The organism is Sphingobacterium corticibacterium, assembly GCF_004208525.1.
GTDB classification, from domain to species: domain Bacteria; phylum Bacteroidota; class Bacteroidia; order Sphingobacteriales; family Sphingobacteriaceae; genus Sphingobacterium; species Sphingobacterium corticibacterium.
On sequence record NZ_SGIT01000003.1, the window covers coordinates 422,919 to 438,789 of the forward strand.

The 15,871-nt window shown below is 40.0% G+C and carries 12 protein-coding genes; all 12 read right to left on the reverse strand.

Annotation, left to right across the window (positions count from 1 at the left end):
- The 12 genes from EWE74_RS16630 to EWE74_RS16685 all read right to left on the reverse strand — a co-directional run bounded on the left by EWE74_RS16630 (position 1) and on the right by EWE74_RS16685 (position 15,432).
- Positions 1 to 1,095: a glycosyltransferase WbsX family protein gene (locus tag EWE74_RS16630; protein WP_130142778.1), complete on the reverse strand. Its 1,095-nt coding sequence runs from the start codon at positions 1,093 to 1,095 to the stop codon at positions 1 to 3.
- Positions 1,082 to 2,239 (reverse strand): glycosyltransferase, encoded by a 1,158-nt coding sequence (locus EWE74_RS16635; protein WP_130142779.1) that lies wholly within the window; start codon positions 2,237 to 2,239, stop codon positions 1,082 to 1,084. The genes EWE74_RS16630 and EWE74_RS16635 overlap by 14 nt, the downstream gene beginning before the upstream one ends.
- On the reverse strand, positions 2,229 to 3,362 hold the full coding sequence (locus EWE74_RS16640; protein WP_130142780.1) for a polysaccharide pyruvyl transferase family protein: 1,134 nt from the start codon (positions 3,360 to 3,362) through the stop codon (positions 2,229 to 2,231). The genes EWE74_RS16635 and EWE74_RS16640 overlap by 11 nt, the downstream gene beginning before the upstream one ends.
- Positions 3,313 to 4,215: a hypothetical protein gene (locus tag EWE74_RS16645; protein WP_130142781.1), complete on the reverse strand. Its 903-nt coding sequence runs from the start codon at positions 4,213 to 4,215 to the stop codon at positions 3,313 to 3,315. The genes EWE74_RS16640 and EWE74_RS16645 overlap by 50 nt, the downstream gene beginning before the upstream one ends.
- 298 nt (positions 4,216 to 4,513) lie before the next feature.
- Complete coding sequence (locus EWE74_RS16650; protein ID WP_130142782.1) at positions 4,514 to 5,800, reverse strand: Coenzyme F420 hydrogenase/dehydrogenase, beta subunit C-terminal domain; 1,287 nt, start codon at positions 5,798 to 5,800, stop codon at positions 4,514 to 4,516.
- 47 nt (positions 5,801 to 5,847) lie between these two features.
- Complete coding sequence (locus tag EWE74_RS16655; protein ID WP_206365284.1) at positions 5,848 to 7,290, reverse strand: MATE family efflux transporter; 1,443 nt, start codon at positions 7,288 to 7,290, stop codon at positions 5,848 to 5,850.
- Between the two features lie 135 nt (positions 7,291 to 7,425).
- The gene (locus tag EWE74_RS16660; protein WP_130142784.1) at positions 7,426 to 9,804 is read right to left on the reverse strand and encodes a GumC family protein; all 2,379 of its coding nucleotides are present in this window, start codon (positions 9,802 to 9,804) and stop codon (positions 7,426 to 7,428) included.
- Positions 9,805 to 9,840: 36 nt separating this feature from the next.
- Positions 9,841 to 10,635, reverse strand: coding sequence for a polysaccharide biosynthesis/export family protein (locus EWE74_RS16665; RefSeq protein WP_130142785.1), 795 nt, complete (start codon positions 10,633 to 10,635; stop codon positions 9,841 to 9,843).
- Between the two features lie 71 nt (positions 10,636 to 10,706).
- Entirely contained in the window at positions 10,707 to 11,453 is a 747-nt protein-coding gene (locus tag EWE74_RS16670; RefSeq protein WP_130142786.1) for a tyrosine-protein phosphatase, read from the reverse strand.
- A 136-nt stretch (positions 11,454 to 11,589) separates the two neighbouring features.
- Positions 11,590 to 13,209, reverse strand: a complete 1,620-nt coding sequence (locus tag EWE74_RS16675; RefSeq protein ID WP_130142787.1) for a hypothetical protein — start codon at positions 13,207 to 13,209, stop codon at positions 11,590 to 11,592.
- 26 nt (positions 13,210 to 13,235) lie between these two features.
- Complete coding sequence (locus tag EWE74_RS16680) at positions 13,236 to 13,973, reverse strand: hypothetical protein (protein WP_130142788.1); 738 nt, start codon at positions 13,971 to 13,973, stop codon at positions 13,236 to 13,238.
- 40 nt (positions 13,974 to 14,013) lie between these two features.
- On the reverse strand, positions 14,014 to 15,432 hold the full coding sequence (locus EWE74_RS16685; protein ID WP_130142789.1) for an exopolysaccharide biosynthesis polyprenyl glycosylphosphotransferase: 1,419 nt from the start codon (positions 15,430 to 15,432) through the stop codon (positions 14,014 to 14,016).
- Between the last annotated feature and the right edge of the window lie 439 nt (positions 15,433 to 15,871).

Consider the following 15,871-nt stretch of genomic DNA (forward strand, 5'->3'; position numbering starts at 1 on the left):
CTATTTTACGAATTTGTTTATCGCATTTTTCAACGCTTTTATATACCCTTTTCCGAATTTCAAATCGGGCTCCATATAATTTCCCTCCGCCCATTCATTCCAAGATTTAAGAAAGATTAACTGGTCATCGTTGTCTTTTTCTCTAACGGAATCCAAAATTTGTACTACATGTTCCTCAAATAAATCCGGAGTAGAGTTATGCAATATGGTTCCAGCTTTACCAACCCTTGGACTATGATCCCAATTGGGAATTATTGTAGGGTATACCGTTTTTTCTTTAAATTTATCTGAAAGCCACGTTTTCATAGCTTTTCGATATTGTACGACGTTAATTGGTATAGGAGAAAAATAAGAAATCCACCTCACGTAACGGTTATAGTTACCTAGAAAAGCATTATTTTTTAAGTTGAGATTTATACCATCGCATTGTGTATATGGATCATCCTTTAGTTTAGCACTATCCGTCAGATTTGCTACAAAATAAAATGCAGGAAGTCCGTTTTCTGCTGCCAGCTTATTCCAAATTTCTTTAAATTCTCCAAAATTCGGAATAGAAGACAAGTCGTAAATATAAAATAGCAAACGTCCCTTTACTTTATAATATCTTCTATCTTTAAATGTGGGCAGCATGGTATAGAAATGCTGCTTGTAATCGTCTACTCCCGGGTATAATTGCTTTTTTAATAAAGACACGGACAATCTATTCGCATCGACATTCCAATCCTTTTTCGACCAATCATGATTTGCCCACCCAAGACAAAACGGAAAATCAGGATTACCACTTTCGACAACTTCTCTCAACGGCTGTTCTAACAATTGGTCACCATTGCCGAACCAATAATGCCAATAACAAAACGCCGAAACACCCGCCTCCCTTGCTAATTCTGCTTGCTGAACACGCACATCTTCAATCCGTAGGTCATAGTATCCCAAATCTGCTGGTATTCTAGGCTGATAATGTCCTCGGTAATATTTTCTAGCTTTACCGACATTTGTCCATTCAGTAAAACCTTTTCCCCACCACTCGTCATTTTCCTTAACTGGGTGAAATTGAGGCAAATAAAATGCTATTATTTGGGGTTTAATATCCTTCATAATTCTTTAATATTTTCAGATAGTGATTATATATATTTGTCGAATGATTCTGAGTTGTAAAGTTCGATTTTGCATATTTATATGCTTTTTTTACTTGCTTTACATAATACGAGGAACCATGCGTCATTACATCTCGCAGAGCCTGATCAAGTTCTTGGTTATCATTAAATAATATCCCTAAACCGCGGTTTGCAAGGATTTCCTGTGTACCTCCAGAATTCCTCCCGATAACCAAGCACTTATTGAACATTGCTTCAACTGTAATAAAGCCAAAACCTTCCTTATATGAAGGTACTATTAATGCAGAGGCTTGAGCCATTAGTTTATAGCGATCCGAACGATACCCCAGAAATTTAATGCGATCTTCCAATTTATTTACTTTCACTAAATTCTTTAAGCTTTCTACATATTTCTTATCTCCTTCTCCAGCGATATAAAGTTCGTATTCCGGATCTGTATCAGAGGTTCGGACAAAGCTGTTAAGTAAATCTTCAATCCCCTTCGTTTTTAAAATGCGTCCTACATATAAAAGTTGCTTTTTCTTTTGTATATCGTGCGGAGTAAAATCTTCAGACATTACACCATCATAGATAACCTTTCCATATGCGTCATCCATATCAAAATAATTGAAAAGATCCTTTGATATTGAAATACAATGGGAATGTTGCAACTTAGAAGAAAACGACTGTTTTGATGGAAAAGGGAAATATCTATAATCTGCTATTTGATATTCTCTTATATGCCAAACGTGGGGTATATTAAGCTTTCTGGCAATAACACTTCCCACATGAATTGGACCTACGTTCGTATGGATTATATCAGGAGAAACATCTTTTACGAGTTTAATCAATTCTCGTTCGCCTCTCATTCGCATTAAATTAAATATACGAGGTATAAATAAAACAATATCAAAAAGGCTTCTAATTTTAGGGTAAATAGCAAAGCCAAAATTATGTTGATAATTTTCGATTCCGTTTTTTTCTAACCATCTAACAAACTCGCCTTCTTTTCGATACACAACGATTGGTCGAACCGTATAGTTATCATGCAAATCATTTATTAAGTTTTTGAGTGCGATATTCGAACCATACATTTTTGTATCAAAAACTAAAAATAGAACTGTAAGTTGTCGATTAAGCTTCATCAAATACGGCTTTTTTAAGAAAATCTCTAGAAAGATCTCGTTTTTTTGATATCAAAATATTTACTAAATTGTAATTTATCGGTTTCATTACTTGATTTATCTGATATTCGGAAACATATCTATCCGAGAGCTGAAGATCCTCTAACATATCTAAAACCCTGTTCGCTTTTAACCCCATACTACTAGCACAGAATTCCTTATTGAATAAAATAGAAAAAGCAACGCCATGAAATGAAGAAGCAACAACAAACGACGAATTATAAATTAGTTGTAAGAATTCCAACGGTCCAGCAGTTTGTTGAAATCTATTTTTATCTCTAAATAATCTTATCGTGCCAACTATTTCTATCACCTTTAATCCTTTCTGCTCTGCGATCTTCTCAGCTAAATCGGTAACTTGCTTATTCTCCAAAAGATTATACACTAAGAGATAAGGAGCTGTCTGCTTATCGTTAAGCAAACCGAAGCGCTTGACCCATGTTTCCTTATCCAACAGAAATATTGGGTCGAAAACATGTGTAAATTCCCTCTGACTAAACGTTTCCAAGAAGTCTTTAAGGCTTTTGTCTCTTATCGAGATTTCATTGAAATTACTCAGCTTTTGTATAAAATTATTTTTTGCCTCCTTGTTGTACAATATAGTTCCCATACTTCCAGCATAAGCTATTTTCTTTTCATGGGTAGTGAATGGATAATCTCCATAATAGACATTATCAAAAGTAACACCTCCTTTATCCAAACTACGCCAAATCTGATCACTACCGTATATGTAGATATTACAGTTATTTATTATTTCCTCCCCCGTCTTAAAAGTCCTCGAGTCTTTAGGATAGTTTAATAAAAATTTGTTAATAAAATATTCAAAAGCAAGAAATCTTTTTTTAGTTAATCTCCAAGTAATGAGATATTTAACAAGATATTTCGCCTTACCAACAAACGACTTGTTCTTGAATCGAGAATCCCACATTTTATATTCTTTGCTATGGTATTCTGGCCAATAATCAACAATTATGACGGACACGTTACTTTCAATAAAAGCTTTCAAAGCAAATGCCTGAAGAACCGCGCCGTAATTATGTGCCCGATGGTATGTAAGTATACCTACCTTTACTTCTTTTTTCATACATACTAAATAAATAACTTTTGTTTGCTAACTCGATATAATAGAATACAACCGATTGAATAACGAAATTCCCTGATCTAAAAAACTCTGCCGTTGTAAAAGAGATCAGCAAAAGAAATAAAAACCAAAAACCCAGAAATCTATTGTTCACTGATACTCTCTTTGATACGCACATAATACTGTACCAAATCATCATTAACACAGTTGGTATTCCAATTAACCAACTTATACTAAAAAGCCCAAAATCTACCCAAGTTAATCCACTATCTAATAGGATATTCATGTATTTTGAATAATTACCATTGTCATTAAGAGCTGGAATACCTGAACCAAAGACAAATTCCTTTGAATCTTTAAAATGTTCATTCAAGTAATATTCAAGTTGAAGAACTCGAATATAATTATCATTTGACATATTATCAGTTTCCTGCCGTTCCTGCATAGCTTGGATCTTATCCTGAACAAAAGGCATTTGCGAGAAAAAACCACCTATTATTAAAAATCCGAGCAAGTATAAAGTCAATCTAAAATTGAAGCCCTTTATAGTAATCACCATAACAAAACTGATAATCAAAAGTGCAAGTAATACGGTTCTAAATCCCATTAGAATCATAACGCCCACACATGCCGACATTATCGCAAGATATTTTAGTTTTAGTCGATCAGTTACCAATAATCTATTGAGACTTAAAAAGAAACCTAATGATACGATACCTTGGCCCGCAAGTCTTATACGAACATCATGACTAAAGTCTTCCTGTGCCCCCCTGAATAAGACTGTTGGATAGATTATATATTGCAACAAATAACAAAAGCAAAATATGACTGTAAGCCACAAAATTGCATGATTCATTGTTTTTAGCGTAGGTTTAAAATAAATTAACAGGAAATAAAACAATAAATAAAAATATTGTGCGGACGATCGAAAAGTAAGAAATATACTCTGTCCTCTATAATAGTTACAAGAAATAAAACTTAGAAACAAACATGCAAATACTAGGACTATAAATGGTCTAAAATAAGCATTCTGATCTCTCGTTAGCCAGACAAATGGTAAAAGAGATCCTAATAAAATAGTATTATTAATATTCGTAGCACCAAAAAAGTTTGTATAAATTAATAACAAAAATACCACCCACCAATATTTCATATCAATTATAATTATCCTTAAATATTCGAAACATAATCTTTCTTAGAATACCTTTTCTGTAATAAAATAATTTAAACACACCTAATTTCTCAGCGATGAACTTGACCTTATGACCAAATAAAACATTCAGTTCAAGCTTTAGATTAATCTTATTGTTTATATGAAACCCTTCTTTTAAAAAAGGCGTCTTAATTCCGAGAATGTTATATAGCTTCATTCTCCCTCGTTGTCTATATTTCTTTGTCGAAATATTTCCCTTTTGCGATTTAATAACATTTTCTTCTGAAATATTTCCAACAGTGATGCCTTTCTCGCGTTCCATATTATTTAATATCTCCGTCGCGTGGTTATTTCTAGTCATAACGATTGAAGTTGGTTCTTTTCCTTCATACTCTTTCAACCAAGCATCACCACAGGCAAAATCTGCTAGTTCTGCCGTAGCATCTACACATAAATGACATCGCTTCAACTTTGAATATCCGGTTGTTTTTACATATTCTGGATAGGCAACATTCACTTTTTTGGCTTCCGATCTTATTTCCATAGATCCTGGCTGCCCACCACCTCTAAAGCGAAAAAAGTCAACATTTTGTGGTTTAATTCCATGCATTGAAATCAATCTTCTTAAATTATTAAAACTTTTAAACCCTCCACAAAAATTCCCAATGAAATATTTAATATTTAAATCGCATACACTATCTTGCATTTTTCGCAAACCAGCGATCTGACATGGAGTACCAATAAATACATAGGATTCGTTAGAACGATTAGTTTTTAAATCTTCTATGAGTTCACTCAAATCTACCGGACAATATTTGGATCCTTGGGAGTCTAGTAATTCAACTAAATTATTACTTGCATAAGTTTTTGTTTGTACACCACGGTCTCCGTATGTGAATTTCGTAACAATAGCCTTATCTACGAGCTTCCTCTCAATTAAATATTGTGCTATAGCAATCATAATACCACTTGAGGATGCATTTTTTTGGTATAAAGACCCAACTCCACTAACTACTGCCAGTTGATCATAATGTCCCAAATCTAAGTGGAAATATGGTCCTAATTCATAATCTTTTGCACGAGAGTTAATATCATACCCCTTGCCGGGACAGATCTCAAAACCCGCTTTTGTATTGGGAGATAGCAAATCGAAATCTACTGGTACAATGTGTCCACAATTATTTTTATAGTCTATTTTAACAGCTGTATCTCGCTTATCTGGATTAATGGTACACAAACCACATCCCAAACAAAGCCCTCCTTCTACAACATCTTTTAAATCTTTCATCTTTAACCTTAGTTTAATTAAAACAAAATCTCTAATTAATACTTGTGCTACCTCTTGATCAATGTCATTATTGCATTTACTTTATTACCTATAAAATTGACAACAAATCTTTTCTCATCCTTACTAAGCGCAAAAAGATAAACGGACAAGACCGAACTAGCCAATCCTACCAATGTGGTTACAAAAAAACGAAGTAATCCAGCCTGTATTTCCTGAATTACAAAAAGTGGAACAATATATGACGGAACAAGTACTAACAGGATTGGAATTACGACCTGAAGAAAGTATCGTGTTATATTCAACGCGACCATTTTCCGCAACATCACTAACCGAAGTGCCATAGCTATGACAGAACCAACAATCGCTAAATAGAAAACAGATTGTGGGGGAAATCCTAACTTCAAGAACATGTAAGATATAGGGAGCACCAAAATCAATATTCCTCCAACTACCAATTGATATATCTTTATTTCTCCAGTTGCAAGAGCAGCAGTAGTTAAGGGGTAAGAAAGCGAATCAATTAAAGTTGCAACAATGATTAAACGTGTAAACAACACCACATATTCTGGTACTTGTTTTAGCCAGACCTCAAGAACAAAATTAGTTTCAAGTAGCAAGGGTATGGACAACATAAACATAAGAATAAAGCAGAATTTAGAAGTCTGAAAGACAAGCGCTAACATCTTATCTTTTTCTCCCGTTGCATAATATTTAGTAATCTGAGGACGGCTGGCTGTCATAAAATTTAACACAAACTGACTCATTGTACTATTGATCCTATATGCTATCGCTCGGGCAGTATTGACCGTTGGCCCAAAAAACAAGTTTAATATAATATTAATACCATGATTATTGAATATACTAGCAATAGCTCCAAATAAATTCCATCCAGAATAACCAATAATTTCCTTAAAAAGTCTTTTATCCCAGTAAAAATAGAACTTGCATTCGTGAAATCTGCGTAAACAATACATGCGATAAATCAACGTAATCAGGGTAGTAACCACAAACATCAATACAGCATACAACTTCAGCTTATCTAAAGAAAAGAGTACCAACAAGTAAACTATTAACAGCTTTAATACTGCCTCTATAATACTAACGTATGCATAGACCCTCATTCTTTCACGGGCAATAATCACTGCATTATACGGAATGGTGATCATCGTCATCATAAAAGACAGAATAGAGAACTGATAGACCCATTGTACTGCTTCTAACCTATCCGCGGGAATAATCATTTTGTTATTTAGAAACCACAAACCAATCGTCTCCGCTAAAATCAAAATCAGTACCGCAATAATTCCATAAATTATCATGGTCATACTAAAGGTCTTCCGCAAAGCGTCATGATTCTTACGCCCAAGCTCAAACGCAAAAAAACGTTGTGACGCAGATGACATCGTTCCGCTTAAAAACGAAAACATAATGACGATTCCCCCCACGACATTGTACAAACCATAATCTACAACACCGAGTGTATCCAACACTACCCTTACAGTATACAAGGATACTCCCATCATTAAGAGCATCCTAAAGTACAGGAATAAGGTGTTTTTGGCAATCCTCTTGTTACTCGTTTCCAATGTAAATGTTAATCTAGATATTTATTACTTTAAACTTGATCAGTTCCTCTTCCTTATGTTCCACCATTTGCTTTTTCGTATGTTTCCATACTCGCCGTAGCCATAACCATAGCCGTAACCATAACCGTAACCGTAATTCTGGTAATAGCCTCCTCTCGCCTGGATATCGTTAATGATCAATTGTATCGGTTTGATTTTATTTTGTGTCACCAAATTACTTGGTATACGCAATTGTTCTTTATAGGTGTGTCCCTGCCGTACCAAGTACAGACAGATATCTGCATAGCGGGATAAGAGCTGTGCATCTGTCACCATCCCTACAGGAGGAGCGTCCATTAAAATATAGTCATAGCGTTGCGTTAATGCCTCCATAAGTTCTGCTGCTCGTGGGTGAATCAACAATTCTGCTGGATTGGGAGGAATGGCTCCTGCCTGTACCAAATCTACATTTTCGTGAACACCGGAGGACATGACAATTTCATCTACCTGCATTTCCGAACGAACAATGTAATGGGAGAAACCTTTACCTGCGGGAAGCCCCAATTTTGCAGTAATTGAGGGTTTCCGCAAATCTAGTTCCATCAACAGCACCTTCTTGTCCAAGAGTGCCAGTGAAACAGCGAGATTCAGTGCCACATAGGATTTCCCTTCTCCCGACATGGAGGACGTAAATAAAATGGTTTTCCCACCATTTAACGAAAACTCTAAATTCGTTCGCATAGCCCGAAACTGCTCTGCAATGGCCGAGCGCGAAGTTTTGGAAACAACGACCTGCTGTTCTTCATCGGAATGGGCAACCATACCTAAGACTGGAAGCTGTGTCCCCTTCTCGATATCTTCCAAACTACGCACACGAACATTTAATAAATCGCGCAGGTAGAAAACTGCTAACGGTATTGCTAAACCAATAAACACAAAAACTGCATAAATTACTTTCCGTCTTGGCGAGAAAGGTTTCTTCTCTGCTTTTGGCGAATCAATTACTTTGGAATTGGATACATTCGCTGTACGACCGATCGCTGTTTCCTCCCATTTTTCTTGTAGGAAAATATACTGTGCTTGCTTGATTTGTTGTAGACGTGCCAAATCAATATAGCCACGTTCTATCGTCGGCACCTGCGTAATCTGAGAGGATACGCTATTTGCTAATTCTTGTTGGCTTTGCTTCGCCAGTTCTAACTGACGACGTGTGGACGCTACATTGGCGATCATATCTTGACGTACGCCAGCAATCTGAGCTGTAATGTTTTGTACGAGCGGATTGTCTTCTGTATTAGCCAATAGCAAGCGCTCTCGTTGCAACACCAATTCGTTATATCGCTGGATCAACGCGTTAAACCCAACATCTTGAGGAATAACCGCTGAAGGTACGACACGGGGATGTTGTGTATCTTTTAAATAACTGGCTACCGCATCCACGGCAGCTAGTTGAGTTTCTACCTCTGCCAATTTCTGCGTATAATCTGCTGAACTCTCGATGAGCACCCTACCTTGCTGCGATATATCTGCTAATTGATTTTGTCTCTTATATCCCGAAATGCGGTCTTCTACACCGGCTAGCTCGTCGGTAATCTTGGAAAGGCGTGCATTGATAAAAGATAATGTCGAATCAGCGATAACATTCTTATCATGTAAATTGAGTTCAACATATTTATCAATCAAGGTGGTTAACATTTGTTCCCCTCGCTTTGGCAATTTATGTTCTAACGTTAAGTCGATTGTGGAAACATTTTTATTTGTCACCTCCACCGTCAACGCTTCACCAAAATTTTCCACAACATCCCGTACCGGTGTTATCCGAAAGCCATAGCTTTCCTTCGTAGGTGGCATTTTTATTCGTTCAATTCGCAAAAGACCAGCTAATGGCAAACTAAACGGTTCATCCCACTGTACACGGAATAGGGTATCGGGACTTGATAACTCCGCAATATTTTCGTCTACGGGATTTACATCTAAACTATACCCAAACGCAACTGAATCTGGATCGCTTAACAAGGTCACCAAAAAAGGTGTGGACATGACTGGCACATCATGTACTCTTCCCTGCTTGAAATAAGCGATATATGCCGTTTCAGCTAACACCATCTCTCTCATCAAATCTGCCGTTCGCAACACCTCCACCTCGTTATCTACGGAATTTTTCGTCCCCATTAAACTGGACAAATCCCCTAAAGCCGAAGAAGACAACATACCGCTCCCTTTTTTATCATCAGAGACTAGTAACTTAGCATGAATTTTGTAGGCTGGAACCGTATATCGTAAATACGCAAATGCAATCATTAAGCCGATAACCCCACACAAAACAAACCAATACCAGTTTGAAAGGATGCGACCAACGAAACGAAGCAGCTCTTTATTATCTGATTTCGGTTCTTCGAGATCGAACTCCTCGTCCCAATCTATATTTTTCTTACTCATTTATTAAAGAATTATTACGTTTCAGTAGGTATTGAACTACAAGCGTGAGACAGCAATGATTAATACAGACAAAATAGAGCCGATAATAGCATAAGTCTGCGTTCTCGCCGCATTGTTTGCTGCTGCCTTCGCCTTGCCTGGCTCTATATAAATCACATCGTTCTGTCGCAAATAGAAATAAGGGGATTGCAACAGTTCGCTATCGTTCAGATTCAGCCGAACCAATTCTTTTTTTTCACCCTTTTCCCTAATCAATAATACGTTTTCGCGCTTACCGTAGATGGTCATATCACCGGCTAAACCTAATGCGTCAAAAACCGTTACTTTCTCGTTTGGCACCGTATAGGTCGCTGGACGGGTCACCTCGCCTAACACCGTGACTTTAAAATTCGCAAAGCGTACTTGCACGGTCGGATTTTTATAGTATTGACTGGCTAACAACGTGATACGTTCCCGTGCTTGATAAGTGGTCAACCCTTTGACCTCCACCTTGCCAATCAAAGCCATATGGACGTAGCCGTCCTTATCTACCAAAAATCCGGAAACCACCTGACTCCCTACATTCGTTGCGGAACTGGCACCTACGGCTTGTACTGCTACCGCTTGGTTGGCGACGGCAGCAGTAGATGGATCCAAGGTCTGAATGGTTATACTTAATATATCATCAGATTGAATCACCGGCTCGGTAAAGGCTGCGGCTTGTTTAAGGATGTGGGTCGTATCGGCGGGAAGATCGTTGAAATATACGATTTTCTTGACCGAACAGCTGCTAATCAGCAACAACAACACGAGCGGGAAGAATCCCCATCGCGAAAAGGTTGGTCTTTTCATTAATTTTTTCATTATTTAAACTTGTTGATTGTAGATTGTAGTTGTATTGTAGTTTGTTGTTGTGTTTATTTTTACGTGGTGACCCCACTAAAAAGTTCTTTGTTTAATATCTCGCAATGTTTAAAATGGGAACGGATATCTTCTTGTTGTAGCCCTATCTCCAGCGCACGTACATGCCGTTCATGATGCACGTCGGTACCGACAAGATTAATCATGCCCTTTTCCAACAGATATTTCGCTACCCGGCGTTCGTTGCGTCCATAATAACCTAACAACGACAGTAGGTTAAGCTGCAACAGGCAGCCGATATCCTGGAAGCGTTCGATTTTTTTTGGATCACGATGATAAAAGAGATACCGCTCTGGATGTGCCAGGATGGGAATATACCCCTCCATCTGCAGATCGAACGCGATCTTTTCGATCAGTTTACTTTCTTCTATATAAGACATCTCAATCAAGATATGCCCACCAGGTAAACAGAGCAGGTGACGCGGATTGCGCGCAAGCTGCTGATCAAAGGCCATATCGACCATATACTCGGCGGCATACCCTGCCGCGAGCTGTTCAACACCTTCCTGACGTAATCTATGGAAAGCGCCGCCGATGGTCTCGGCCGTATTGGGATACATATCGTGTAGGATATGCGGTGTGAAATAGAACTTCTTTAACCCGAGTTGCTCCAAGCGGCTCAATAGTGCTACGCTCTGCTCCACGTTTTCGCAACCATCGTCAAGACCCGGCAAGATGTGTGAATGCATATCCACGTGCATCCATTGCAGATCTGGGTATTGGCGTTTTCGGTTAAAAATAGTCCACATGACTTTATTTCTCGATGTTGGAAATGCTTTCGATTTACCTGTGAAAAATAGAAATACCCGGCCAGCTCGCCCGGCCGGAGTATTTCCCTACAATCACAAGCTTACACTTGAGCTCTTCATTATCTTATGGCTGCTTTTACAGCTTATTACATTCTTCCGTTAGGATAGCCAAGTTGGTCAAAGGCACATGGTCTCCTAGGATATCGCCCTGTGCTGTACCTACTGTAGCGGTGTTGTCTTCGGTAACGGTATGATCGTTTACGATTTTCACGCGCTCGTTCCAGATGGCTTTGAAATCGTATTTCGTACCGTCTGTCTTGAGCGAGGTGGTGCGTAGGTATCCGTTGCTTACCGATCCTAAATACTTAAATTCGGTTGTACCAACTTCGCGGTAGAATAGCTGGAAGGTCGGCAATAAGGTGATAACGCTTGTTTGTCCAGGACAACGTACATACAGCTGTAGCGTAGAGGTAGTGCTTGTTGCATCACTTGGATTCGGCAATTGGATAGCCGTAGTTTGACCACAGGCTGCCAAATCACTTTCCGCCAAGATGTTGCCATCTTCTTTACGCACGACGATCTTAACGCCTGTCACAGGAACATTTGTCAAACTGATGCTATTGTTGCTGGCGTTGATCGAATATTGTCCGCTAGCAATCACTTTTCCGCCCCATACGGCTTCTACCCTAACAGCAGCGGTTGTACCGTTCGTCATCCAATCGCCCGATAAATTGATAACGCGTGCTGATGAACAAGCTTCTGCAAACTCCCCAGCCATATAGAAGGTTAAGTGGTCGATCGCGAAGCTCACGCGGTAGCCGGTAGACGCAGAACCAGTAACGGTACTGTTTTGCTCGAACCGCCAAACACCATCGCCACTGTTACTGAAGACCTGAAACACCGTTCCGGCAGCAAGTGGTTGTCCGGTGATCGGGCTCACATAGCTCGCAGGCACAGGCATGCTCACCACCAACGGATGGCTAAACTGTCGTACTTGTACGCCATTAACCAACATCCGGATATCGGCAACGGCTGCTGGGCTGAATGTTCCCGACGCAGTAGCACCGCCATCTAGCACGACTTGATCTGCACGCAGGTCACCACCCGGTAAAAGCACGACAGCATCTTCATTGTTCGCATCGATACTGGTCACGACAATCTGTACATTGGTACCAGTGATTACCGTACCGTTCGCATCTCTAAATTGGGTACCACTTGGAATCGTCAACGTCATATCGCCGGTCCCCGTTGCAGAAGGTAATGCTACTGTTGTTTCGGCCGCTGTTGATCCATCCGGATTCAAATCAACGTTCTCCACTACTTCTTCCGCACCATCAGGTACTTCGGTAGGCTTGATAAGTACCACCGTCTGTATACCGGCAGACGCATCGGTAATGGCTACAGGAACGGTTTGTGTGGTATAGCCGGGCGCACTGAATTGCACACGGAACCGAATCGGGTTATTGGCCGTCGCTGTACGTGCCGGATCCACACCTAGGGTAATCAGGTTATCGGTCAGTTTAAAATCCTTGTACCCGTTCATATTGTAAATATCTTCGGTATCGCCGGAGACAAGGGCTACAGAGACACCAGATACGTTGGCGCCATCGGCGTCTACGACGCGCAAGGTCACATAATTTTCGATAACCTCTGTACTGATCTGTAGGTTAAAGTCTTTTAACGGGTTCTCGCAGGAGGAAACGCCGCCAAAAAGGGCTACCATTAAGGTATATATTGCTAATTTCTTCATTTTCATCGTCTTGCTATTTTTCTTGTATATCCCTACCAAAACCGATAACTGAAACCAAACTCTACGCGTGGTAAATACCGGTAATTCTTTATATTACGCTCAATTGTAGCAGCGTTGCTAACGTTCTCTTCCAACAATCCGGTGGCTTGCATCGACACGCTTGGCTTCGAGAGGTAATAGCAGCCCAGGTCGATGTGCATAGAGAAGCGGCTATCGATCACGATGTTGCTCCAGCCGATACCGGCATAGGGATTGACCGTTTTTTTCCATTCCACATCGGTGGTAATCGTTCCGACATGATCAGGGTGTACGTTGATTTCGCCGAATTTATACGGATCACGCAAACGGGTGGTTAGCTCGCCATCCAACTTATAAAAGTAAGCACCGCCCGCTTGAACGTTGAAGCTGCGGAAAAATCCGCTGCCTTGTGCAAACGGTGTCCAACCGAAAGTCAGCGATACATTGCCGGACTTGGCGTTGACATTACTACGCGTCGCATAGTTGTTGTAGGTGCCTGCAATTTGCGTGTTGAACGGCATGTAACTGGCGCCGACACGCAGGCCAAACTTGGCGCCTAGCGGCTGGTAAAGATGTAGACCCACACCGGTGGTTCCCATGTGGACACCTAGTGCTACGGGATAAGGATAGCCATGTGAATAGGCTGACTCAGGGATGCTGTCACGCTGTTCGCCAGCCTGTGCTCCAGAGAGTGCGGCTAACGTGAAAAAACTGCTGAGCATCACGAAAACTTGGATAAATCTGACTTTCATAATTTTTATTTTGTGCTGTAGAGTAAAAAACATATATTAATTAATAAGCATTCTTTTCGCCACGTAACATATTTAAGGCGGTCATGAAAACAATTTTAAAATCCAACATGCTGGACCAGTTCGTAATATATTCTAAATCGTATTCGACACGCTTGGCCATCAATTTCGGATCTTTTGTTTCGCCCCGATAGCCGTTGACCTGTGCCCAGCCGGTGATACCGGGTTTTACAAAATGGCGCACCATATAATGCTGGATCAGTTTGCTATAATGCTCGGTATGGGAGAGCATATGCGGGCGTGGCCCAACAACTGTCATCTGCCCCAAAAAGACATTGATAAACTGCGGAAATTCGTCCAAATTTGTTTTTCGAAGGAACTTGCCGATCGGCGTGATACGTTTATCGTCTTTCGTCGCCTGTGCTTTATTGGAGTCTTTGTTAACCACCATACTGCGGAATTTGTAGCAGCCAAAGGTTTGGTTATTCCGACCAGACCGGGGTTGCTTGAAGAAAATAGGTCCGGGGCTTTGCAACTTGATAATCAAACCGATAAGCGGCACCATCCAACTTAGGATAAATACCAACACGAAACCGGAGATTAACAGATCTACAATACGCTTTTTGATACGGTTTTCCATCGTGGAAAGGGAATCTTCGTGCGAACGGATCACCGGAAGATCTACGCTGACCGCTTCGCTCTTCGTCATCCCGTAAGAGAGGGTAGCAGTAACGGCGGGCACAAAATTAAGCTGCACACACTGGTGGTTGGCTTCCATGATCAGCTCCTTGCTGTAGGTATTGATATCGGGTGTACTGACCAGAAAGACATCGTGTATACCGAGCTTGGTAACTTCTTCAAAATACCGGCGAAATTGGGCAACTTTCTCTTCTTTGGTCCGCTGCTCTACTTCATCGTAATATTTGATCGTATTGACATGGTAAAAGGCGTGATCTTGCCCGAAGCTGCCTTGCACTGCCGCAAGATAGTCGTTATGGCCGATCAGGGCAATGCTTTTGCTCCAACGGAAGCGCTTAGGTAGCACCGTATACACATAAGTGAGGGCAAAGCGGGAAAGACCGACGTATACCGTTAGCAGTAAAACAATGGCTCCCAAAAAATACCAAACACCGGCAAAATGATGACCGATCAGCACGCAGACAGCAAAGGCAACGAGCAGGGTCAACACCGTGCGATAGGTTTGGCGGAAAACGTTCTCCAAACGCTCGATGGTGTTGTTTTCATACAAGCGAAAGTAGAGGGAGGGACCGATGGCGACGAGATTGAACGTCGTCCAGAGGGAGTAATAATTGCTGGTGATAACTTCTTGTGCGTTAACCCAGCCTGCTGTGGTGACAAGCCAAAAAGCAGTCACGAAAACGATGTTTAAACAGAGTGCGTCGGTTAAGACCAGCAGCATCTTCAAGTACACCAGCACGCGATTTTGGACATATCTATGCATACCTTTTAAATTAGTTGTTCATTGTAATGCCTAAAAGGATTAGATTAAACCAAAAAGTTGAAGTGAGAACATAATAAAACGTTTATTATCCTAATACGATAATGATAGAGCATAAAATTCCACTGTAGCATTCTTTATGCTATTTACATAAACCTCGATATGTGCATCAAGCTGTAGCCTGGGAATCAATAGTTACCGATTAGTCTTTCTTTTCTTTAATTTTGTTTAAGTTAATACCTTTTGTTTTTCATCCTTGACACCAACAGCTTCCTTCACAATTTTTTTGATTAATAATCAAAACTGTTGGTGCTGGGTGGCTTTCGCCACCCCCCAAGTGCGTGTGTTGTAGATTGTAGACCACAAATGTAGTTATTTTATTTGAAATCAAACATACATCGTGTTAATTTTGTATGAAATCTTCAATTATTAACGTATCATA